19 protein-coding genes and 1 pseudogene are annotated in these 20,729 nt (G+C 60.5%); 10 read left to right on the forward strand and 10 right to left on the reverse strand.

All coding sequences use genetic code 11. The features are described from left to right. Positions 1-201 (forward strand): annotated as a pseudogene (locus tag M6D32_RS17390) (IS630 family transposase); the annotation flags it as partial. A gap of 21 nt (positions 202-222) precedes the next feature. Here the strand turns inward: M6D32_RS17390 and M6D32_RS17395 are convergent. After that, on the reverse strand, positions 223-525 hold the full coding sequence (locus M6D32_RS17395) for a hypothetical protein (RefSeq protein ID WP_298258391.1): 303 nt from the start codon (positions 523-525) through the stop codon (positions 223-225). Positions 526-742: 217 nt separating this feature from the next. Here M6D32_RS17395 and M6D32_RS17400 point away from each other — a divergent pair, with 217 nt between their 5' ends. The 4 genes from M6D32_RS17400 to M6D32_RS17415 all read left to right on the forward strand — a co-directional run bounded on the left by M6D32_RS17400 (position 743) and on the right by M6D32_RS17415 (position 6,980). Then, positions 743-2,437, forward strand: a complete 1,695-nt coding sequence (locus tag M6D32_RS17400; RefSeq protein ID WP_298258393.1) for a bifunctional diguanylate cyclase/phosphodiesterase — start codon at positions 743-745, stop codon at positions 2,435-2,437. Positions 2,438-2,686: 249 nt separating this feature from the next. Beyond that, a complete protein-coding gene (locus M6D32_RS17405) occupies positions 2,687-3,163 on the forward strand; it encodes a hypothetical protein (RefSeq protein WP_298258394.1) in 477 nt (158 codons plus the stop codon). Continuing rightward, on the forward strand, positions 3,160-6,270 hold the full coding sequence (locus M6D32_RS17410; protein ID WP_298258396.1) for an N-6 DNA methylase: 3,111 nt from the start codon (positions 3,160-3,162) through the stop codon (positions 6,268-6,270). The genes M6D32_RS17405 and M6D32_RS17410 overlap by 4 nt, the downstream gene beginning before the upstream one ends. Next, positions 6,270-6,980: a hypothetical protein gene (locus tag M6D32_RS17415; RefSeq protein WP_298258398.1), complete on the forward strand. Its 711-nt coding sequence runs from the start codon at positions 6,270-6,272 to the stop codon at positions 6,978-6,980. Before M6D32_RS17410 ends, M6D32_RS17415 begins: the two co-directional genes overlap by 1 nt. 298 nt (positions 6,981-7,278) lie before the next feature. Here M6D32_RS17415 and M6D32_RS17420 read toward each other — a convergent pair whose 3' ends face one another. The 3 genes from M6D32_RS17420 to phaR all read right to left on the reverse strand — a co-directional run bounded on the left by M6D32_RS17420 (position 7,279) and on the right by phaR (position 9,310). Beyond that, positions 7,279-7,680 carry a type II toxin-antitoxin system VapC family toxin gene (locus tag M6D32_RS17420; protein ID WP_298258400.1) on the reverse strand — a complete coding sequence of 134 codons (402 nt, stop codon included), beginning with the start codon at positions 7,678-7,680 and terminating at the stop codon, positions 7,279-7,281. Then, positions 7,677-7,913, reverse strand: a complete 237-nt coding sequence (locus M6D32_RS17425; RefSeq protein WP_298258402.1) for an AbrB/MazE/SpoVT family DNA-binding domain-containing protein — start codon at positions 7,911-7,913, stop codon at positions 7,677-7,679. The genes M6D32_RS17420 and M6D32_RS17425 overlap by 4 nt, the downstream gene beginning before the upstream one ends. A gap of 815 nt (positions 7,914-8,728) precedes the next feature. Continuing rightward, a complete protein-coding gene (phaR, locus tag M6D32_RS17430) occupies positions 8,729-9,310 on the reverse strand; it encodes a polyhydroxyalkanoate synthesis repressor PhaR (RefSeq protein WP_298258404.1) in 582 nt (193 codons plus the stop codon). A 290-nt stretch (positions 9,311-9,600) separates the two neighbouring features. Between phaR and M6D32_RS17435 the strand changes: the two genes are divergently transcribed. The 3 genes from M6D32_RS17435 (at position 9,601) to M6D32_RS17445 (ending at position 12,696) form a co-directional block, all read left to right on the forward strand. Beyond that, a complete protein-coding gene (locus M6D32_RS17435) occupies positions 9,601-10,779 on the forward strand; it encodes an acetyl-CoA C-acetyltransferase (RefSeq protein WP_298258406.1) in 1,179 nt (392 codons plus the stop codon). 216 nt (positions 10,780-10,995) lie between these two features. Continuing rightward, a complete protein-coding gene (phbB, locus tag M6D32_RS17440) occupies positions 10,996-11,721 on the forward strand; it encodes an acetoacetyl-CoA reductase (protein WP_298258407.1) in 726 nt (241 codons plus the stop codon). A 105-nt stretch (positions 11,722-11,826) separates the two neighbouring features. Then, a complete protein-coding gene (locus M6D32_RS17445; RefSeq protein WP_298258408.1) occupies positions 11,827-12,696 on the forward strand; it encodes an EamA family transporter in 870 nt (289 codons plus the stop codon). 63 nt (positions 12,697-12,759) lie between these two features. Here M6D32_RS17445 and gloB read toward each other — a convergent pair whose 3' ends face one another. After that, on the reverse strand, positions 12,760-13,527 hold the full coding sequence (gene gloB / locus M6D32_RS17450) for a hydroxyacylglutathione hydrolase (RefSeq protein ID WP_298258410.1): 768 nt from the start codon (positions 13,525-13,527) through the stop codon (positions 12,760-12,762). A gap of 119 nt (positions 13,528-13,646) precedes the next feature. Between gloB and M6D32_RS17455 the strand changes: the two genes are divergently transcribed. After that, positions 13,647-14,390: a methyltransferase domain-containing protein gene (locus M6D32_RS17455; protein ID WP_298258469.1), complete on the forward strand. Its 744-nt coding sequence runs from the start codon at positions 13,647-13,649 to the stop codon at positions 14,388-14,390. A gap of 42 nt (positions 14,391-14,432) precedes the next feature. On the opposite strand, the gene M6D32_RS17460 is transcribed toward M6D32_RS17455, so the two are convergent. Together M6D32_RS17460 and prmC are read right to left on the reverse strand one after the other, a co-directional pair. Continuing rightward, the gene (locus M6D32_RS17460) at positions 14,433-15,197 is read right to left on the reverse strand and encodes a DUF4167 domain-containing protein (RefSeq protein ID WP_298258470.1); all 765 of its coding nucleotides are present in this window, start codon (positions 15,195-15,197) and stop codon (positions 14,433-14,435) included. Positions 15,198-15,723: 526 nt separating this feature from the next. Continuing rightward, complete coding sequence (gene prmC, locus M6D32_RS17465) at positions 15,724-16,611, reverse strand: peptide chain release factor N(5)-glutamine methyltransferase (RefSeq protein ID WP_298258412.1); 888 nt, start codon at positions 16,609-16,611, stop codon at positions 15,724-15,726. 127 nt (positions 16,612-16,738) lie between these two features. Here prmC and M6D32_RS17470 point away from each other — a divergent pair, with 127 nt between their 5' ends. Then, on the forward strand, positions 16,739-17,170 hold the full coding sequence (locus M6D32_RS17470; RefSeq protein ID WP_298258414.1) for an HIT domain-containing protein: 432 nt from the start codon (positions 16,739-16,741) through the stop codon (positions 17,168-17,170). Positions 17,171-17,187: 17 nt separating this feature from the next. On the opposite strand, the gene M6D32_RS17475 is transcribed toward M6D32_RS17470, so the two are convergent. From M6D32_RS17475 to M6D32_RS17485, 3 genes are read right to left on the reverse strand one after another with little or no spacing between them, the layout of a single operon-like run. Continuing rightward, a complete protein-coding gene (locus tag M6D32_RS17475; RefSeq protein WP_298258416.1) occupies positions 17,188-17,886 on the reverse strand; it encodes an ABC transporter ATP-binding protein in 699 nt (232 codons plus the stop codon). Then, positions 17,883-19,763: a branched-chain amino acid ABC transporter ATP-binding protein/permease gene (locus M6D32_RS17480; RefSeq protein ID WP_298258417.1), complete on the reverse strand. Its 1,881-nt coding sequence runs from the start codon at positions 19,761-19,763 to the stop codon at positions 17,883-17,885. Before M6D32_RS17480 ends, M6D32_RS17475 begins: the two co-directional genes overlap by 4 nt. Before the next feature lie 13 nt (positions 19,764-19,776). After that, positions 19,777-20,652, reverse strand: coding sequence for a branched-chain amino acid ABC transporter permease (locus M6D32_RS17485; RefSeq protein WP_298258418.1), 876 nt, complete (start codon positions 20,650-20,652; stop codon positions 19,777-19,779). Positions 20,653-20,729 lie beyond the last annotated feature (77 nt).

The following is a 20,729-nucleotide window of genomic DNA, read 5'->3' on the forward strand; positions in this document are numbered from 1 at the left end:
TGCGAGATCAGCGTGCTTCAGCGCCAGTGTCTCGGCCGCCGCATCGACGACCCCAAAAAGCTCCGAAACGAAATCGCAGCATGGCAACGACGGCGAAATAAAACCCGAGCCCGCATCAAATGGATGTTCACAACCGACAAAGCCCGCGCCAAACTCGGCCGCGCCTATCCAACGACCGTCAAAGAGTCAAAACCACTGTGACGAACCACTAGCGCCTTAAATTCAAACCACCTGCCGCATCTGCCTGCCGACATCCTGCGAGGGCGTCTGCTGTGGCCGGTAGGCGGCTTGCGCATCCGCCATGCTGCCGCGCCGCAGGTTGCGGGCCTGCGGGACCCGCTGGGCTTCGGCGATCAGGTGCGTGACAAAGATCGGGTCAGGCGCCCAGCGGAACCAGCGCCGGCGGGATCGCCGTTCCACGAAGGGGGCTGACGGCACCAAGGCGCGGCTGGCGGGTTTTCTCGCCGCCGCAGCAGCAGCAGCAGCGTCGTCGATGACCGGCTCTGTTCGATCGTTGTTGAACACCGGTGGTGCCTTCCCTGCTGACTGTCACATTTTGGGACAATAGGTCCCGTGTTACAGTTTCTCTCGCAAGGGCCATGCCGGTCCGGACTTTTCTGTATCCGGGGACGAACCAAAGCGGGTTTTCACAATTTTTATGAACTCACCATAAGGTTTAGGGGTGAGCGGCCTATCCTGGTGGCCAGAGAATCAGTCCATCCTGTCCCGAATCGAGGCGATCGTGAACGAAAGTCTTCCCCCGGCCGATAGAATTCTCGCCTCCCTCGGCCAGGCCGCCTTTGTCTGGGATATCGCGACCGACCGGATGATCTGGAGCGAGCATGTCGCCGCGGTTTTTCCCGATATCCCGCCTGAGCGGCTCGCTACGGCCGCGGAGTTTTCCAACCTGATCGAGCCGCAGCGCGCGGTTCGCTCCGATGCGCTCGTGCCGTCGCCGGCCGCGCAGAGCGGCGAGGGCGCGCCCTACCGGATCGAATACGGCGTGCGGGCGAATACGTCGGCGCAAGTGCAATGGATCGAGGAGACCGGCTGCTGGTTTGCCGGCCCCGATGGCAGGCCGCTTCGCGCCCAGGGCATTGTCCGCATCAACAACGAGCGCCATGCCCGCGACGAGCAGCTCGTCAAGCTGTCGCAGAACGATCCGCTGACCGGCGAACTCAACCGCACGCATCTGATCGCATCCTTGGCCGAGATCATCGAGGAAGCCGTGCGCTTCCGCACCAATTGCGCCTTCATGCTGATCGGCATCGACCATCTGGCGCGCATCAACGACGCTTTCGGCTTCGATGTCGCGGACGCCGTGATTTCCGAAGTGGCAGGACGCATTCGCACGCGGCTGCGCGGCTGCGATGTGCTCGGCCGCTTTTCCGGCAACAAGTTCGGGCTGGTCCTGAAGAACTGCACTGTCGACGACATGAGCGTCGCGGCAGAGCGGTTTCTCGCCGCGATCCGCGATGAAGTGGTGCCGACCAGGTCGGGCCCGGTTTCGATCACGGCCTCGATCGGCGGCGTCGCGGTGCCGCGCTATGCGCGCAGCGCCGATGAAGCGATCAACCGCGCGCAGGAAACGCTGGAAGCCTGCAAGAGCCGCCGCGCCGGTTCGTTTGCGCTGTGGCGTCCGAACGTCGAGCGCGAGGCGCAGCGCCGCGTCAACATCCGCGTCACCGACGAAATCGTCACCGCGCTCAACGAGCGCCGCATCACCATGGCGTTCGAGCCGGTGGTCGGCGCGAAGGCGCGCGACGCCGCCTTCTACGAGTGCCTGGTCCGCATGGAGCAGGACGACGGGCAGGTGCTGCTCGCGCCCGACATCGTGCCGGTCGCCGAGCGGCTCGGGCTCATTCGGCTGGTCGATCACCGCGTGCTGGAACTCGTGGTTGCCGAACTTGCGGCGTCGCCGGCGACCCAGCTCAGCCTCAACATCTCGCCGGACACCACCATGGATCCGGACTGGTGGACCTCGATCGAAACGCTGATGCACGCCCATCCCGGCGTCGGCGAGCGGCTGATCGTCGAGATCACCGAGACGGTGGCGATCCAGGACGTCGATGATGTCCGCGGCTTCGTCACGCGGCTGAAGAATTTCGGCAGCCGCATTGCGATCGACGATTTCGGTGCCGGCTACACGTCATTCCGCAACCTGCGCAAGCTCGGCGTGGACATCGTGAAGATCGACGGCGCGTTTGTGCAGAACATCGCGCGCATCCCCGACGACCGCGCCTTCGTGCAGACGCTGATCGATCTGGCGCGGCGCCTCGACATCAAGACCGTCGCCGAATGGGTGCAGGACGAGGAAGCAGCAACCATGCTGCGCGATTGGGGCTGCGACTACATTCAGGGCCGCCTGATCGGGCTCGCCTCCTCGCAGCGGCCATGGCAGCAGCCGGCCACGACGGTGTTGCCGGCGGCGGGGTAGGGTAAGGGGCTTCGCGCAAAAATGTGCACTCGCGGGGACTTGCGACCCGGCGCCTTGGCTATACGCAAACAAGGTCCAGCCTCCTCAAGCGGTATATATCCCTCGCAAATTATAGGCCAATTTTGTGTAACTCATTGTATTTACTTAGATTGATTTAGAACATAACGGGAACAAAAATATTGACCATACGCGCCATTGCTCGTAAGATTTTGTTCGGGGGTTTACCCCACAAAGAAGTGGGACTAACCCATGCAGTTCACACCGGGCCAGTTGCGCGAAACGATCGGGATTTCCGTGGAGACCTTCCGCCACTGGAAACGTGTGCTTCCGCCGTTTGCTCATCGTAAACGCTACATTCCCTGTTTCACCATTGGCGACCTCTTGGCCGGGCGAATCTTGCGCAGCCTGACCGAAGGATGCGGCGTTCGGGTGGGGCATCTGGCGAAAGTGTCTCAGGAGATTGTTCGTGCCTGCAACGTCACGCCTTGGGCTGCCTTGGAAGACAAGACCCTGGTCATCGACTTGGCTAAGGGGACGTGCCGTCTTTCGAAGAACTATCAGCAAAACGAAAGCGCCGATTTCGTTCTTTTATGCGCGATGAATCCCATCACGCATGAGTTACGCGATACGCTGTTGCGGTCGCGCCCATCGACCGATCAACACAACCTGTTTCTCTCTCCGGTCAAGCTCGGGCGAGATACGCCTGTTCGCAGGAGAGCAACGTGACCGACGTCCGACCGCTTTCATCTGCATGGAAGGATCGGCTCGGCTTGGGCGGCCGGCGCGCTCCGGAATTCTATGAAAGCGCGGGCGCGGTCGTTGACACGCCGCACGCGCTTGCCATCCGATCCGCGCTCGATGATCTTGGCCTGTCAGGCGTGCTGTGTGTTCAGGGCGTGCCGACGATCGCCGTTCTTACCGTCGATCACTACGATGCCGCGCGCATTGTAGACATTCACGGAGCGCTTTGGAATCAAGGGCTCGCCAGCCTTCTGCTCGTCGTCGCAGGTGACACCGTGCGTGCATTTTCGCTCGCGCGAACGCCCCAAAAGGATTTGGGTGACGAGTTCGACCGGCGTTGCCTGATTGCGACGCTGGAAGCGACCGCGGACGCGCTGGAAATTCGTAATCTCATTTATGGTGCGGAATCCGGACGTTTGTGGAGGCAGCATGCGGAATATTTTGATGCCAAGGAGCGGATTGACGAGGTCCTCCTCGAAAATCTCAACGCATCACATCAGGCTCTCTGCAAAACCAAGCTGTCTTCCGACGCGGCGCAGGCCTTGCTCATCCAGGCCATGTTTATCGCCTATCTCGAAGACCGGGATATTATAACGGCAGAGTATTTTCAGGCGGCCACGCGTAATAGGGTCGATAGCTTCACTGCATTGCTCCAAACGAAGGACGTGAAGCTCCTAAAGTCGCTGTTCGCCACGTTGCGGGACGACTTCAATGGCGATCTTTTCGTGGCGCCATGCTCTTTTGAATCCCCTTCGAAAGCCCCGACAGTTATAGAAGCTCATTTGGATGTGCTTGCGCGGTTTCGAAGCGGTCGCGAACAGATGGCCAAGGGCGGACAGTTTCGCTTTTGGGGTTACAATTTTCGTTATATCCCGATCGAACTTGTAAGTGCCGTCTATGATCGTTTCCTCGGCGAACGCGAGGAAGAGCGAAAGGCGCAGGGCGCGTACTACACGCCCATGTTTCTTGCCGATACCGTTGTATCGCAAGTGTGGGACTTGCTGCCTTCTGCCACCAAGGAGAAAGGACACTTTCTCGATCCGGCGTGTGGCTCGGGCGTTTTTTTGGTGCGCTCGTTTCAGCGCCTGTGCGAAAATTGGCGCGCAACCCACAGCCCACGAACCATTCGCTGGGACAGCTTGCTCGCAATCCTGCGTCGTGTTCACGGATGGGATGTGAATGGTAGCGCCGTGCGTGTTGCAGTCTTTTCGCTTTATGTAGCGCTTCTTGAAGAGGTCTCGCCGCCGGATATTCGCGCGCTCATAAAACGTGGAAAGCTGCTGCCGGAGCTTTGGGAAAAGAACCTGATTTGCCGGGATTTTTTCATAGACCCGCAACAAACCCCGTCCTTCGAAGTAATTATCGGCAATCCGCCATGGACCAGCAGGCGCGGCCCGAACAGGGCTTCGCTTCGGTGGGCAGAAAAAAACAAGCTGCCGATGCCGAGCGGCGAGGATGCGTGGGCGTTTGTCTGGAAGGCGCTCCGGCACCTACGCCCGGACGGTATTGTTGCCTTTCTTCTTCCGGCAATGGGATTTTTGCATAACCACGCAGCGAACTCGCTTGCCGCGCGAAAGCAACTGATTGCCGAGAGCACGATCCGCAGAGTCATCAACTTTGCAGATTTGCGCTTTCAGCTTTTTGACGGTGCGATCCGTCCGGCAGCACTGATGATATTGGGAAGCAAACGCGTCCCTGCTATTCCTTACCGTTTCGACTATTGGACCCCGAAGGCCGATCTAAATCTCCAACTGAAGCGAATGATAACGCTCAGTAGCGCGGATAGAATCTCTCTCAGTTCCACCGTCGCAGAACGTGATGGGCTGGCTTTCAAGCATCGTCTATGGATGCGCGAGCCGGATGCAAAGCTCTTCAGCTACTTCTCCAAACTGCCCGCCCTCGGTGCGCTCATCAAGGATTTTGGCGGGCTCAAGCGCCGTAGCTTAGCCATTGAAGGACAATGGGTTATCGGACAAGGCTACCAGCCCTTCCATGGATTGGCAGAAGAAGGCTCATCCTCTTCCTATTCGATGAGCAAATTTGTCGGCAAATTGCCCGATTTACCGATCGCCGCCTTCCAGCGCTTGGGGCAACCCATCGCACATTTGACTCCTTCACCTTCAAAGCGGGTGCGCCGAAAAGGATTTGAGGCCGGCTTCTCCGGCCCTCGAATTCTGATACCGCGAGGTGTCGAGACAACGCAGACGCGTCTTCGCGCAGCTTACACCGAAGAGGCGCTGACCTTTCAGCACATTATTCAAGCGATCACGGTTCCACCCAACGAGGAAGGTCGGGGCAAGCTGTTGACGGCTATTTTGAACAGTCGCGTCGCCATCTGGTTTGCGTTTCACGGTACGGCTTCCTTTGGCGCCGAGCGTCCGGAGGTGCAGCAGGCAGAATTGCTGAATCTGCCTTTCCCCACCTTCAATGATCTGCCCGAGCCAGATAGAGCGGCCGATGCAGCCAAGCAACTTATCGCGCTGATCGACCGAGAGGTTCAGAAGGCAAGAGGCCCCTTTGCGCATCAGCAGGACAACGACGCCGTTCTGTCCGAGATCGACAATCTTGCCTACCAGTACTTTTGCCTCTCCAAGGACGAGACGATTCTTATCGAAGATACCGTCGAACGTATCGTTCCCGCCATCCAGCCACACCAAGGGAATTATCCGGATTTATGGAAGGCTCCGACGGAATCCGAAAGACGAGACTACGCCTCCACGCTCCTGACCCATATCGAATCCTGGCTCCAAAACGGAACGCCGGTTTATGCCGCGCTGGAGGCGATGAATGCTGACCTGGGGGTGCTCCGGCTTAGCTTGGAGACTTCGAAATCTACAGTCGGTTATATTGAAGAAGCCGGACGCGCCCTTCAGGATGTTCTTTCGCGGATATCGCAACATATTAAGCAGCCTCTTGACGGGAATTTTCAGCTCCTACCGGATTTGCGCGTCTTTATTGGCAAGAATCTCTATCTCGTTAAGCCCATGCAGAGACGATTTTGGCTGCGTTCAACGGCCTTGGCAGACGCCGACGCAATAGCGACGGATTTGCAAACGGCCATTGATCTCGATCGCAGCCGGAGCCGCGCTTGATGATTATAGGCGATCCTCAGCTTTGGAAGGATCGCTTCATCACGATTGACGAGCGGCTGCTTACCCGCATTTTGCATTTGTGGGCTGCCTGCCTCGCGCCGCTTCCGCAGCAGCCCGACGAAGACTCCATCACGATCAATCTTGTTCATCTGCTAGGGAAGGATCCCGTTGTTCGGAGCATCTGTCATTGGGTTGAATATCAATACGAGCCGTTCGGGGTTCATCCTAATGGCGCGCGATTTAGTAAGGGAATCATCGATCTCGCGGTGCTGCTTGACTGGGAACGGGAGACGTATCTTCCCTACGAGTGTAAGCGCCTCAACGTCGTTCACAGTGGATCGCGGAACTCGCTTGCCACGCCTTACATTGGCGAAGGCCTGATTCGTTTCGTGACGGAGCAATATGCTGAAGGACTCCCGCTGGGATTTATGCTCGGCTATGTAATTGACGGAGATTTGCCATTTGCCTTGAGGCAAATTCATGCCGCCATCGATGCGCAGAAGGTTTCTCTATTATTGACCGATGGCCCCAACCCAGGAGCGGTCGTTCAGGGTATTGAGCGGTTTGCGACCAGCCATCAGCGTGCCAGCAAATCACAAATTGAAGTGCGACATGTGCTGCTGCCATTTCCAACGGTGCCATCAGGTGTCTCGATGCCTCCTGCGGTATCCGGTCGTTCGGAGGCAAACAATCTTGGTCGCGTGGGCTAAATTTCCGCCGGCATTTGAAGCAAGAATTTGAGACGAGGCAAGGCTGAGCGAAGCTGGATGGCCGCTAGTGGCATGACTTGCTCGAACCGGTTTGGGTCGGGATCGGAATGGACCGCGAACGATACGACGGCTCTGCTTTCAAAGGCCGACGCGGTCAGACCGTTACTGCCTCGTCTCCCTAAGGCATGCGTCAAGAAATTTTTGCCTTGCACCGCCGGGCAAATCATTTGTACGCGCGTCGCGCATCCTGTCCCATCAACTGAGGGGCGGCTCGCGATCGTCACGAGGCGTGCTTGGCCTAGGCCAGCCAGTTCTCCATCTTCAGGCCACGAATACGTTTGAATTCGACGGCATTGGCGGTCACGATAGTGGCGCCGGTCGCGCAGGCGTGGGCGGCGATCAGCAGATCGTTTCCTCCGACAGGCTTTCCAGCCGCTTCAAGTTCCGCTCGAATCCTGCCGTATTCAACATCAGCCGGAACATCGAAGGGGAGCGTATCGATTTCGGCAAGAAGGTCCTCAACCGCTTTCTGCAATCGCGCCGAGCTACTCTTTGCACAGCCATATCGCAGCTCCGCCGCCACGATAATGCTGGTGCAGATATTCTGTTCGCCGTGCTTGGCGATTTGCTTCGCTGCCTTGCCGTGCGGGTTTTTGATCAGGTCGGAAATGATGTTGGTATCGAGCATATAACGGGTCAAAACACGCGCTCCGGAGGCGGCACCGGATCAGCCAGATCGGGAAAGCTCTCGTCGATTGGCTTCATCGATTTGAGCAAGGCAATCAGCCCGCGTTTGCGAACTGGCTCGATCACCAGCCGCTCTCCATCGCGATGCATAATGGCTTCATCACCCGGGAGTTCGAATTCCACGGGAATCCGGACTGCCTGGTTGCGGCCGTTGCGGAATAGTCTGACGTGGCGCTGCTCTGTCACGGTTGTCCCAGCGTTGGCATATGCCCGTAACATATGCCAGAATTGTGGTCGATAGCAAGGCCGCTTTCGTCGTTGTTCAAACGGCTTTGCTCGTCATTCCAATCTGCGCCGTTCAATCGTGCGTAAGATGTTAGCGCGTGATCGCTGATTTTCCGCGGCCAACGCGGTTCTTCCTGTCCGGTCGCCGGGCTAAAAAACTTTCATCTTGCGCCGTCGGGCAAATCATTTGTACGCCTCGCGCCATCCTGTCCCAATGACTGAGGGGCGGCTCGCGATCGCCACGAACGCGGGACAGGACGCGATGGCCGCTGGTCTCCTCGCAAGGCGTGCGAAGGACGGGCGGACGGCGAAGCCGTGTGGTCCTGACGCCCCGACGCTGGCGTCAACTCGCGATGATGCTACGCATTGCGCGGGGATGGTGGCAAGAAAGCCCGGTTCACCAGGGAGAGTACGGAGTAAGCCGTAAAGCCACTCGCGCAGGGAATGCCGGCCTTCGCCGGTGAACCTGTGGTGACTAACTCGTATGCTTTTTTACTTGCATACGAGGCCGCGGGTGCATTGGCGCCCGGCATTCCCTGCGCCCTCGGTACGGAGGGCGGACGGCTTTATGCAGCACCCGGACGCGAAGCGCGCCGCGGGAAGGTGGAGGCGTGTCCCGGACGCGGCGAAGCGCGTCAGCGGTGCGCCGCAGAGCCGGGACCCAGCAATCGAATGATGGAAATCGAACTATGGACCCCGGATCAGCAGCGCATCATCTGATCGGGCCGCGCGCCGCGCAGGCCCGATCATGCTGCGCGGCATCCGGGGAACGAGACCTACTCGCTCTTCGGCTCTTTCGACATGCGGTCGAGGCGGTCCTGCATGTCCTTCATCTGCTTGCGCAGATCGTCGATGTTGTCGTCCGCCGACGGCTCTGCCGCCTTTTCGGAGCCTGTGGAGCGCTGCGGCACGAACGGCTTGAACATCGAGAACGTCTGCTGAAACAATTCCATGTTGCGGCGGACGTGCTCTTCCAGCGGCGCAAACGGCGTTCCGCTGAACGTATCGGTGAGCTGCTTGCGGAATTTTTCCTGCTCGCGCGTCAGCGTGTCGATGGATTGTTCGAGATATTTCGGTACCACCATCTGCATGCTGTCGCCGTAAAAGCGGATCAGCTGCCGCAGGAACGTGGTCGGCAACAGATTCTGCCCGGCCTTGTTCTCCTGTTCGAAGATGATCTGCGCGAGCACCGAGCGGGTGATGTCGTCGCCGGTCTTGGCGTCGTAGACGAGGAAGTCCTCGCCCTCCTTCACCATCGCCGCGAGGTCCTCGAGCGTCACGTAGGTGCTCGTTCCGGTATTATAGAGCCGTCGGTTTGCGTATTTCTTGATGGTGGTGGGCTGGTCTGATTTCGCCATGGGGCTCACACGGAAAGAGCGAAAAACGGGAACCCTGCGGGGTGCCGAAGGGTGAGAGGCAACGCATTGCAGCAAAGGTAAGCATTTTCAATGCGGTTCGGCTACCGTTTTGTGCGGCACGGTTAATCCCAAGGCACGGAGGCGGCTTGAGGAAAGGGCAGCGATCACCATTTTGAGTGCAGTGCCGTTGACATGCCTCAACGACGTTAACAGGATGAGGGACGAGACTGGCCCATCAATTGGCGCCCGCCCGGCCTCATAAAAAGAACCCCAAGCTCAGGAGAAAAACCATGTCAGACGATGTCGTCATCGTCAGCGCCGCCCGCACCCCGGTCGGCAGCTTCAACGGTGCGTTCGCCACCTTGCCGGCCCACAATCTGGGCGCCATTGCCATCAAGGCCGCGCTGGAGCGGGCGGGCGTCGAGCCTGCGCGCGTTTCGGAAGTCATCATGGGCCAGATCTTGACCGCGGCCCAGGGGCAGAACCCGGCCCGCCAGGCCTCGATCATGGCCGGCATTCCGGTGGAGAGCCCGGCCTGGGGCGTCAACCAGCTTTGCGGTTCCGGCCTGCGCACCGTGGCGCTCGGCTATCAGGCGCTCCTCAATGGCGATTCGGACATCGTCGTCGCCGGCGGCCAGGAATCCATGAGCATGGCCCCGCATGCGCAGTATCTGCGCGGCGGCGTCAAGATGGGCGGCGTTGAGTTCATCGACACCATGATCAAGGACGGGCTGTGGGATGCCTTCAACGGCTACCACATGGGCAACACGGCCGAGAACGTCGCCAGGCAGTATCAGATCACCCGCTCGCAGCAGGACGAGTTCGCAGTCTCCTCGCAGAACAAGGCGGAAGCTGCGCAGAAGGCCGGTCGCTTCAAGGACGAGATCGTTCCCGTGACGATCAAGACCCGCAAAGGCGATGTCGTCGTCGATGCCGACGAATATCCGCGCCACGGTGCCACACTGGATGCCATGACCAAGCTGCGCCCGGCCTTCGAGAAGGATGGCACGGTGACGGCCGGCAATGCGTCCGGCATCAATGACGGCGCGGCTGCTCTCGTGCTGATGACGGCCAAGCAGGCGGCCAAGGAAGGCAAGACGCCGATCGCCCGCATCGTGTCGTGGGCGCATGCCGGCGTCGATCCGAAGATCATGGGCACCGGTCCCATTCCGTCCTCGCGCGCCGCGCTGAAGAAGGCCGGCTGGAACATCGCCGATCTCGATCTGATCGAGGCCAACGAAGCCTTCGCCGCGCAGGCCTGCGCAGTCAACAAGGACCTGGGCTGGGATACCTCCAAGGTCAACGTCAACGGCGGCGCGATCGCGATCGGCCATCCGGTCGGCGCATCCGGTGCGCGCGTGCTGGTGACGCTGTTGCATGAAATGCAGAAGCGCGATGCCAAGAAGGGCCTCGCCACGCTCTGCATCGGCGGTGGCATGGGTATTGCGATGTGCGTGGAGCGCAATTGAATCGAGGCGCGTGCAACGCACGCGCCAAAAGAAAGTTCAGTCGCTGCCGATTATATTTCCTTCGCAACCGCACAGGACTCACATAAAGGAAACGCCCGGCTCGCGCCGGGCGTTTTGTTCTGATCGGGCGTTTTGTTCTTGATGTTCGCGAGGCGGCTCGCATAATTCGAAGCGCGTTATAAAAAGCGTCTTCAAAATACCAAGGGAGGTTCCGACATGGCACGTGTTGCATTGGTGACGGGGGGAACGCGAGGTATTGGTGCTTCGATCAGCAAGGCTTTGAAGGCTGCCGGTTACAAGGTCGCCGCGAACTATGGCGGCAACGATGCCGCCGCGGAGAAGTTCAAGGCCGAGAACGCCATTCCCGTTTACAAGTGGGACGTGAGCTCGTTCGAGGCGTCGGCCGCCGGCGTCAAGCAGGTCGAGGCGGATCTCGGCCCGATCGAAGTGCTCGTCAACAATGCCGGCATCACCCGTGACGGCGCCTTCCACAAGATGACGATCGAGCAGTGGAATGCGGTCATCGGCACCAATCTCGGCTCGCTGTTCAATGTCACCCGTCAGGTGATCGAGGGCATGCGGGCGAGGAAGTTCGGCCGCATCATCAATATCTCCTCGATCAACGGCCAGAAGGGCCAGTTCGGTCAGGTCAATTATTCCGCCGCCAAGGCTGGCGACATCGGATTCACCAAGGCGCTCGCGCTGGAAAACGCCAAGGGCGGAATCACCGTGAACGTGATCTGCCCAGGTTACATCAATACCGAGATGGTGCAGGCTGTCCCCAAGGAAGTTCTGGAGAAGAGCATCCTGCCGCTGATCCCGGTCAACCGGCTCGGCGAGCCCCACGAGATCGCGCGCGCCGTGGTCTTCCTGGCGGCGGATGATGCCGGCGCCATCACCGGCTCGACGCTGACGATCAATGGCGGTCAGTATATGACGTGATTGATCCGATGATGTCATTCCGGGATGGTGCGTAAGCACCAGACCCGGAATCTCGAGGTTCCGGATTCGCTCAGTATCATTTCGCGCTCCGGAACGACAGCCGACATGACCTCCCGCACCGCGACCCTGATCGGACTATCCGCGATCCTCATGTGGTCGCTGCTCGCCGTGCTGACGGTCGCGACAGGGACTATCCCGGCGTTTCAACTGGCCGCGATCACCTTTGCGATCGGCGGGCTGGTTGGACTGTCAACCTTCATCGGACGGCCGGAAGCCTTGTCGGCTTTGCGGCAGCCGCCGCTGGTATGGGCGGTCGGCGTCGGCGGGTTGTTCGGCTATCACGCGCTCTATTTTCTGGCGCTGCGCTTTGCGCCACCGGCAGAGGCCGGACTTTTGAATTACCTGTGGCCACTCCTGATCGTGCTGTTCTCGTCGTTCCTGCCCGGCGAGCGATTGGCGCCGCATCACGTCATTGGCGCGCTGGCGGGCCTTGCCGGCACCGTGCTGCTGCTGGCCGGCAACGGCCTGTCGGGGTTCGCTCCCGGCGAGTTGCCCGGTCTGTTTGCGGCTTTCGTCGCGGCTTTTGTCTGGGCGACCTATTCAGTGATGTCGCGGCGGCTCAAGTCGGTACCGACCGATGCCGTCGCCGGCTTTTGTCTTGTCACGGCGCTACTCGCCGCGCTCATGCATGCGCTGTTCGAGCGCACGGTCTGGCCCGAGACGTCAAGGCAGTGGCTTGCCGTGATCGCGCTTGGCATCGGGCCGGTGGGGGCGGCGTTCTACACCTGGGACATCGGCATGAAGCGCGGCGACATTCGCGTGCTGGGTGCCGCGTCCTACGCGACGCCGCTGCTTTCGACCGGGTTACTGATCCTCGCCGGTTTCGCCAAGGCCAGCGCCAACATCGCGATCGCCGCCGTGCTGATCGCGGGCGGCGGATTGATCGCGGCGCGCGACATGTTTCGCAAGCGATGAAAGCGCCTTTTGGCGCTAACTCGAACTGCGGAGGGCCGCATGGCCATCAAGCGAATTCCTGCATCAGGATTTGTTCTTGCGCTCGCGCAACTCGCCGAACACTTCAGCCGCGCTGCGGTCTTTCATCCGCACGCTGGCGGCAACGGAAGGTTCGTCCGCGCGCAGGAAGACGTTGGCCTTCTTTTCTTCGCCAAGCAGCGTCGGGATCGTCGGCCTGTTCTCAGCTCGCAAGCGCTTCACTTCCTCGGCACGCGCCTTCAGCACCGGATTTTCCGGTTCGATCGTCAGCGCGAATTTGATGTTCGAAGCCGTATACTCATGGCCGCAATAGAGTTTGAAATCGTCCGGCAGTGCCCGCAGCTTGAGCAGCGATTCCCACATCATTGGATAGTTGCCTTCGAACACCCGCCCGCAGCCGATCGAAAACAGCGTATCGGCGGCGAACACCGCCTTTTCGTTGTCGAAGACGTAGCTGACATGGTCGAGTGTGTGGCCGGGCGTTTCCAGCACCCGCACCAGCAGGCTGCCGATCTTGAGAACATCGCCCTGGCCAGTGCGAAGATCGACATTCGCAATCTTGGTCGACTTGTCGTGGGGCGCGACGACGCGGCAGTTATATTTCTGCTTGAGTTCGGCGACGCCGCCGACATGGTCATGGTGGTGATGGGTGATGAGAATGTCGGTGAGCTGCCAGCCTTCACGCTCCAGCGCGGCGATGACGGGGGCGGCTTCCGGGGCATCGATCGAGGCGGTCGCCTTGGTCGCCGGATCGTGAATCAGATAGCCGAAATTATCGGACAGGCAGGGGAACAGGCGGATTTCGGCGGCCATGATACCTCCGTTTTTCTGGCGGGCGCTTCCTTTAGGCTATGAAATAGGGCGTTAACGCCGAATGAGCAATGCGCGATTGGACGCCCAATAGGGCGGCTTGCCGTGATAGATTGATGTCCATGTCGATCGATGTCATCGATTTGAGAGATTTCTACTCGCAGCGCCTCGGCATCGTGGCGCGGCGATTGATCAACCGCGGTATCCGCGCGCGCTGGCCGGAAGCCGAAGGCCAGCGCGTGCTCGGCATCGGCTATCCCACGCCCTATCTCGGCCTGTTTCGCGATACGTCTGAACGCTGCATCGCCTTCATGCCGGCGGCACAAGGTGTGCTGAAATGGCCGACGTCGCGGCCGACGCTGGCGGCGCTCGTCGATGAATTTTCGCTGCCGCTGCCGGATTCCGCGGTCGACCGCATCCTGCTGGTCCATGCGCTGGAAATGTGTGACGACCCCGAAGGGCTCTTGCGCGAGGTGTGGCGGGTACTCGCGCCCTCGGGCCGCATGATGGCGGTCATTCCCAATCGGCGGGGGGTGTGGACGCGTACTGACAACACGCCGTTCGGCCATGGCCGGCCCTATTCACGCTCGCAAATTACGCAACTGCTGCGCCAGACCTGGTTCACACCGATCGGCTGGGGTGAGGCCCTGTTCGTTCCGCCTGTCGGGGCTGGCTGGTTTCTCCGCTCGGCGACGGCATGGGAGCGCGTCGGCGCCGCGATATCGATGCCGTTTGCCGGCGTTCATATCGTCGAAGCGACCAAGCAGGTCTACCGCGCGATCCCGGCGCACCGCGAGCGCACGCGCCTGATACCGGCGTTGCCGCCGGTATTGGTGCCGTCGTCATTCCACCGGGATGACAGATAGAGAGTTCATCGAGTCCCTGCGCGAGCAGGCGCGGGAAGCCGGCTATTCGTTGCCCGGATTGAAATCGTCGCCAGGGGCAGCCGGTGCAGCGGCCGCGCCTTCCGGACGCGGCCCGTGCGGGCGGCGCCGGCGTCGCGGGAATCGCTCGCGCTCGCCGCGTTCGCCACCGTTGCCTTCGAAGCCGCCATTGATCTGGGGCTGCGGTCCGGTGATGAAGGACGGCAGGCGATCGACGCCGCCATTATCGGGCACCGAAGGTTGCGGCTGCGGCTGATGTTGCGGCTGGTTGCGTTGATCGCGCTGCTCGCGATGTTCGCGCGGCTGATGCTGCTGGTCGCGCGGTTGATAGGATTGCTGATGATCGCGCTGACCATTGTTGTCGCGATTGTCGCGCGGCACGAACGGTTGCTGTTGCTGCGGGACAAATCCCGGCTCCTGGCCGAAGCTTGATGAAAAGCCATCCTCCTCCTCACCGTCTTCCGAGATCATCTCGGCGTCCGGCCGGGGCTGCTGCGGCTGATTTTGGCGGAATTGTTCCTGGGCCGCCGCAATCAGGCGGAAGTAATGCTCGGCGTGCTGATAGTAATTTTCAGCAGCCACGGGGTCGCCGGAGGAGCGGGCATCGCGCGCCAGTTGCACATATTTCTCGGCAACGTGGGATGCAGTACCGCGGATCTTGATGTCGGGTCCGTTGGATTCGAACACCCGAGTCATCGGGTTTTGGCCGCGCCGGTTGTTGTTATTATTGTTATTATTGTTGCTATTGTTCCGGTTACGCATCCGCTTGTTGTTTTGACCGTTTCTCATATCGTGCCTTTGATCCAGCCCTGAAATTGCCCTGTCTCGAATTCCTCGCCCTGATCTCGACGGGCTCGGGAGTACTGCTCTTGCTTCTTCCACCTTCGCGCGCCGCCCGATCCAGCCCGCGCGTTCTCGTCGCGCACCGCACTGAAGCCGCCGCTTATTTCCTTACAGATTTGCTGTACGTCGCAGTCAACAAAAGACGCGTTCCCCACCAGCCCGGCGCGCATCGCCGGCCGCATCATGTCGTTCCGCCTGCGAAAACAAGCGCAGGTTTCGGGCGTGATTTTTCAAGCGCAATATCAATCAGGCTTTCGTTCGCTTTGCGGTCGGAGCAGCGCAGCTTGCTAAGCCATCGCGCTCAAAAGGACCTGCGTTTTGGAACCTTTCACCCGGGGCCGGCTCTCGTTTCGAGAACTCTGGCCTCAATCCGTATACGCCTACGGGGCCAGTAACCCTGGACTGATGTTGAGCGGAACGTAGTCGCTCCGGGGCAATATTCCAAGAGGTTTTTTTGCAATCCAATCAGGCTTTATTGGGACGGTTTCCGCCCCAAGACGGCTCGCGGGATGCCCGCCAGATCGGCTTTTGGCGCCCTCTGCGGCATTAACCCTGCTGCCGCCATCAACTGTGAAATAGGGACACTTTGGCCGCATCCGGCTTCCACGATCAGGATCCCGCCCGGCGCGAGCAGGCGGTCCGATTCGACGACGATCTGACGGTAGGCATCGAGGCCGTCAGCGCCCCCGTCCAGCGCGCCGCGCGGATCATATTCGCGCACTTCCCGATCGAGTTCCGCAATGTCGGCCGAGCGGATGTAAGGCGGGTTCGACACGACCAGGTCGAACGTTCCCGACAGCGCGGCCGCGTAGTTGCAGGCGACAAAGGCGGCCCGCGATGCGAAACCGAGGCGCCTGGCATTGCCCTGTGCGGTTTGCAACGCCATTGGGCTGATGTCGGTGCCGACGCCGGTCGCCTCGCGCCATTCGGACAAGAGCGCCAGCAGAATAGCGCCCGACCCCGTGCCGACGTCGATGATGCGGCGAGGCTGATTACCGTGTTCGCTGCGCCCTAATTCGAGGGCGAACTCGACGACCGTTTCGGTGTCAGGCCGCGGCACCAGCGTTGCCGGAGAAAGCTGCAAGGAGAGGCCCCAGAATTCCTTGACGCCGAGAATACGGGCAACCGGTTCGCCTGCCAGGCGCCGTTCCGCGAATCCCGCGAGCCGATGTGCTTCCTCCGGCGTGAGCCGGCGGCCCGCCGCACGGATCGTGCCTGTCAGGTCCAGCCCAAGGACTTCGCCGACCAATAAGCGGGCGTCGAGTTCGGCCGAAGCGATGCCGCCAGATTTCAAATGTGACGTCAGCGCACGCCGCGCATCTTCGACTGTCTGTCCGTCAAATCGGTCGGTCACGTGCATCCTGCATCCTGGCCCATTGACGCGGCCGTTGTTAGCCGATCACGCTAGTAGCGTCGATATTGCTTGCGTCAAGGCGCAACGGATGCTCTTCGTAAAATTCCGCTAAAATTCCAGCCAGGAATGACAAATGACCACGGCGGCCTATGACGATCAAAACATCTTCGCCAGGATTCTTCGCGGCGAGATTCCCTGCTTCAAGGTTCATGAGACCGATCGCACCTTCGCCTTTCTCGACATCATGCCGCGATCGCCGGGTCACACGCTGGTCATTCCGAAAGCGCCGGCGCGCGGTATCCTCGACATATCCGAGGACGATTTAGCTGAAGTCGCCCGGTCGGCAAAGCGGATCGCGGCGGCGGCGATGAAAGCATTCAAGGCCGATGGCATCATCATCCAGCAATTCAGCGAGCCGGCCAGCGGCCAGGTTGTTTTTCACCTGCATATGCACGTGATGCCGGTGAGCGCCGGGGTCGCGCTGTTGCCGGCCCAGACCCACAAGGCGGAAGCAGCAGTGCTGGAGGAGCACGCTCAGCGCATGATCGTTGCGCTCAGGAGTTGATCTCGATCGATCCGGCGTTAAACGCCGAGATACCGCTGCAGAACCTCGGGCTGGGCCTTGATCTCTTCTGCCGGCCCTTCGTGGACGATGTGTCCGTTGTTGATGATGTAAATGCGCTGGGCGAGCGCAAGGGTTGCGGCGAGATTCTGTTCGACCAGCACGATGGTCTGACCTGCGGCCGCCAGGTTGCGGCAGGCGGTCATGAGATCGCGCACGATAACCGGCGCGAGGCCTTCAAACGGCTCGTCGAGCAGAATGATTTTCGGATCGCGGATCAACGCGCGCGCAATGGCGAGCATCTGCTGCTCGCCGCCCGAAAGGTCGGTGCCGCGGTTGCCGCGGCGCTCCTTCAGGCGAGGAAACATTTCGTAGATGCGATCGAGCGGCCAGCGCGTCGAAGCGGTGATTCCGGCGAGAACGAGATTTTCCTCGACGTTCAGGCTGCCGAAGATCCGGCGTTCCTCGTGAACCAGCTGCATGCCGGCCTGAGCGATCTTGTGGCTCTTCCGCCCAGCCAAGTCGGTGCCGTCAAAGACGACCGATCCCGCCCTCGGGGTCACGACACCCATCAGGCTCTTCAGCGTCGTGCTTTTGCCAGCGCCGTTGCGGCCCAGCAGCGCCACCACCTCGTTGCGCTCCACCCGCATCGACACATCGAAGAGGATGTGGGAATCACCGTAATAGCTGTTCAAGCCACTGACTTCGAGCAAGCTCATGCGGCTAGCACTCCGTGCACGCCGCCCAGATAAGCCTCCTGGACGGTCGTGTTGTTCTTGATTTCTTGCGGCGTTCCCTCGACCAGCACGCGGCCCTCTTGAAGCACCGTCACGCGCTCGGCGAGCTCGAACAGCGCGTCCATGTCGTGATCGATGATGATCATGGTGCGGCCCTGGCTGATCGATTTGAGCAGCTTCACCGTTTCGACGCGCTCGCGCGGGCTCATGCCGGCCAGCGGTTCATCGAGCAGCAGCAGGCTCGGCGCGGTGGCAAGCGCGAGTCCGATTTCCAGGCGCCGCTTTTCGCCATAGGCGAGCTCCGAAACCGGGGTGTCCGGGCGCGCCGTCAAATTGACCAGCTCGAGCGTTTGCTCCACGCGCTCGGAAAGTCCCGGGATGTTCTGGATTCGTCGGAACAGATCGAGGCGGAATTTGCCGCGTAGCGCCGAAAGCGCGGCGATGGTGAGGTTTTCGCGAACGGTCAGGCCTGCGAACAATTGATTGACCTGATAGCTCTTGGTCAGGCCGCGCTGGCACACATCGGTGACCGTCATTCCGGTGATGTCGTTGCCCTCGAACACGATGGTGCCCGAAGTCGGTGGAACCTCGCAGGTCAGCATCTTGAAGAAGGTCGACTTGCCGGCGCCGTTGGGGCCGATGATGCCACGCAGTTCGCCGCGGTTGACCCTGAAGTCGATGTCGCTGTTGGCGAGCAGGCCGCCATAACGCTTGGTCAGGCCCCTGGCCTGCAGGATGGGGCTGGCAGTCGTGCCATCTTCGAGATGCGTGGCGGGTGCGGAGGGCGCGTCCGTCTGCCGCGCGGGACTCGCCTCCGCGGCGGGTTGCGGTTGTTCGGCAGGAGCGTTTGTCGCGGGGAGTACGTCTTTCGGTTCCTGAGCCGCACGCTTGCCGGTCGCAAGGTCGTAGAGGCTTGCGATGCCGCCGATGATCCCGTTCCGGAGAAAGCAGACCAGCAACACGAACACGATGCCAAGCACGAGCTTCCAGGCTGCGCCAAGCCCGAGTGTGGCCTGAAGAAAATCCTGCAAGGAGAGCCAGACCGCGGCGCCGACCAGAGGGCCGAACAGCGTCGCGCGGCCGCCGATCGCGGTTTGCATCACCAGCTGGCCGGAAGTATCGAAGGTAAAAGCATCCGGCGGCATGAACGCCTGCAGGACGCCGAGAAGGCCACCGGCAAAGCCGGCATAGGCCGCAGCAATCACGAAAGCCGTCAGCTTGTAGCTGTGGATGTTATGGCCGACCGCGGTTGCGCGCAGCGGATTGTCGCGGATGGCGCGGAAGACGGCGCCGACCGGAGACCGCACAATGCGCAGTGCGAGTACGATTCCAATGAAGTAGCAGAACGCCAGGAATGGATAGAGCGACCAGCCGGTCGTGAAATGAAGCGTGGTGAATCCGAGATGGATGCTCGGCGTCGGCACGCCCGGCAATCCGTTCTCGCCCCCAGTCCAGTCCGCCAGCGGATTGAATTCGACGAAGAAGAACACCTCGGCAATGGCAACCGTGATCATGGCGAAGTAGATACCGGTGCGCCGCAGCGCGATCAGGCCGACCAGATACCCAACGGCGGCCGCGGCTATCATGCCAATAACGAGCGCCAGCATGACGTTGGGAAATCCGGCCCGGGTCAGCAGATACGCCGCGACAAATCCGCCGGTGCCGTAGAATGCGGACTGGCCGAACGACAACAGGCCGGTAAAGCCGAACAGAATATCGAAACCAAGTCCGAACAGGCCCCAGACCAGAATCCGGTTGGCCGTGTTGGGCGCGAAACCGATCAGCGGCAACAGGAATGGCGCCGCTATCAAGCCTGCCGCCGTCAGGGCTTCGATCAGGAAGGGTCGCTGTTTCAGCATGACAAAAGCGCTCTCATTCGCGGCCCTGTGTACCAAGCAGGCCATGCGGCCGTAACACCAGCACGAGCGTCATTGCCGCAAACAACATGACGTAGGCGTAGCTCGGGTTGAACATGGAGGTGACACTGATGATTTCGCCGGCGATCAGGCCGCCGAGAATCGCACCCGGAAACGATCCGACGCCGCCGATCACCACCACAACGAAGGTCTCGACCAGAATGTCGTCACCGACGCCCGGCGTCAGCGATACCACGGGTGCGTTGACGATGCCGGCAAAGCCCGCGGCCATGGCGCCGATCCCGAACACGATCATGAAGACGCGATAGACGTTGATTCCAAGGGAATCGACCATGACCGAATCCTCGATGCCGGCGCGCACGATCATGCCCAATCGGGTGCGGTACAGCACGATGAACAGGGTGCCAAGGGCCACGGCAACGATGCCGACTACCGCGAGGCGGTAGGTCGGATAAAACATGAAGCCGAGCGAAGTGATGCCCTGAAACAGTGGCGGCGGAGGCACCATCTGCGATTGGCTGCCGAACAGCAGGCGCACGATTTCGACAAAACAGATGCCGAGGCCGAAGGTCACCAGCAGCTGGTCTTCATGCGGACGTTGATAGAAGTGCCGGATGATGACGCGTTCCATCACCACCCCGAGCACCATCACAAACAGTGAACCGGCAATGACCGCGGCGGTGAAGGAGTGGGTATATTCAAAAGCGACATATCCGGCATAGCCGCCGATCATGAACATCGCGCCATGTGCGAGGTTTAGAACGCCGAGCGTGCCGTAGATGATTGTCAAACCCGAGCTGATGAGTGCGAGCAGCGCGCCCAGCGCCAGCCCGTTGAAAAGCTGGGAGACGAAATTTGGCCAATTGATCATAACATCAAATCCACGTGTTCGCGGATCATTAGACACAAAAATAACGCCGTGGGTAGTGTCTCGCTACCCACGGCGTC

The organism is Bradyrhizobium sp. (genome assembly GCF_027307225.1).
Lineage (GTDB): Bacteria > Pseudomonadota > Alphaproteobacteria > Rhizobiales > Xanthobacteraceae > Bradyrhizobium.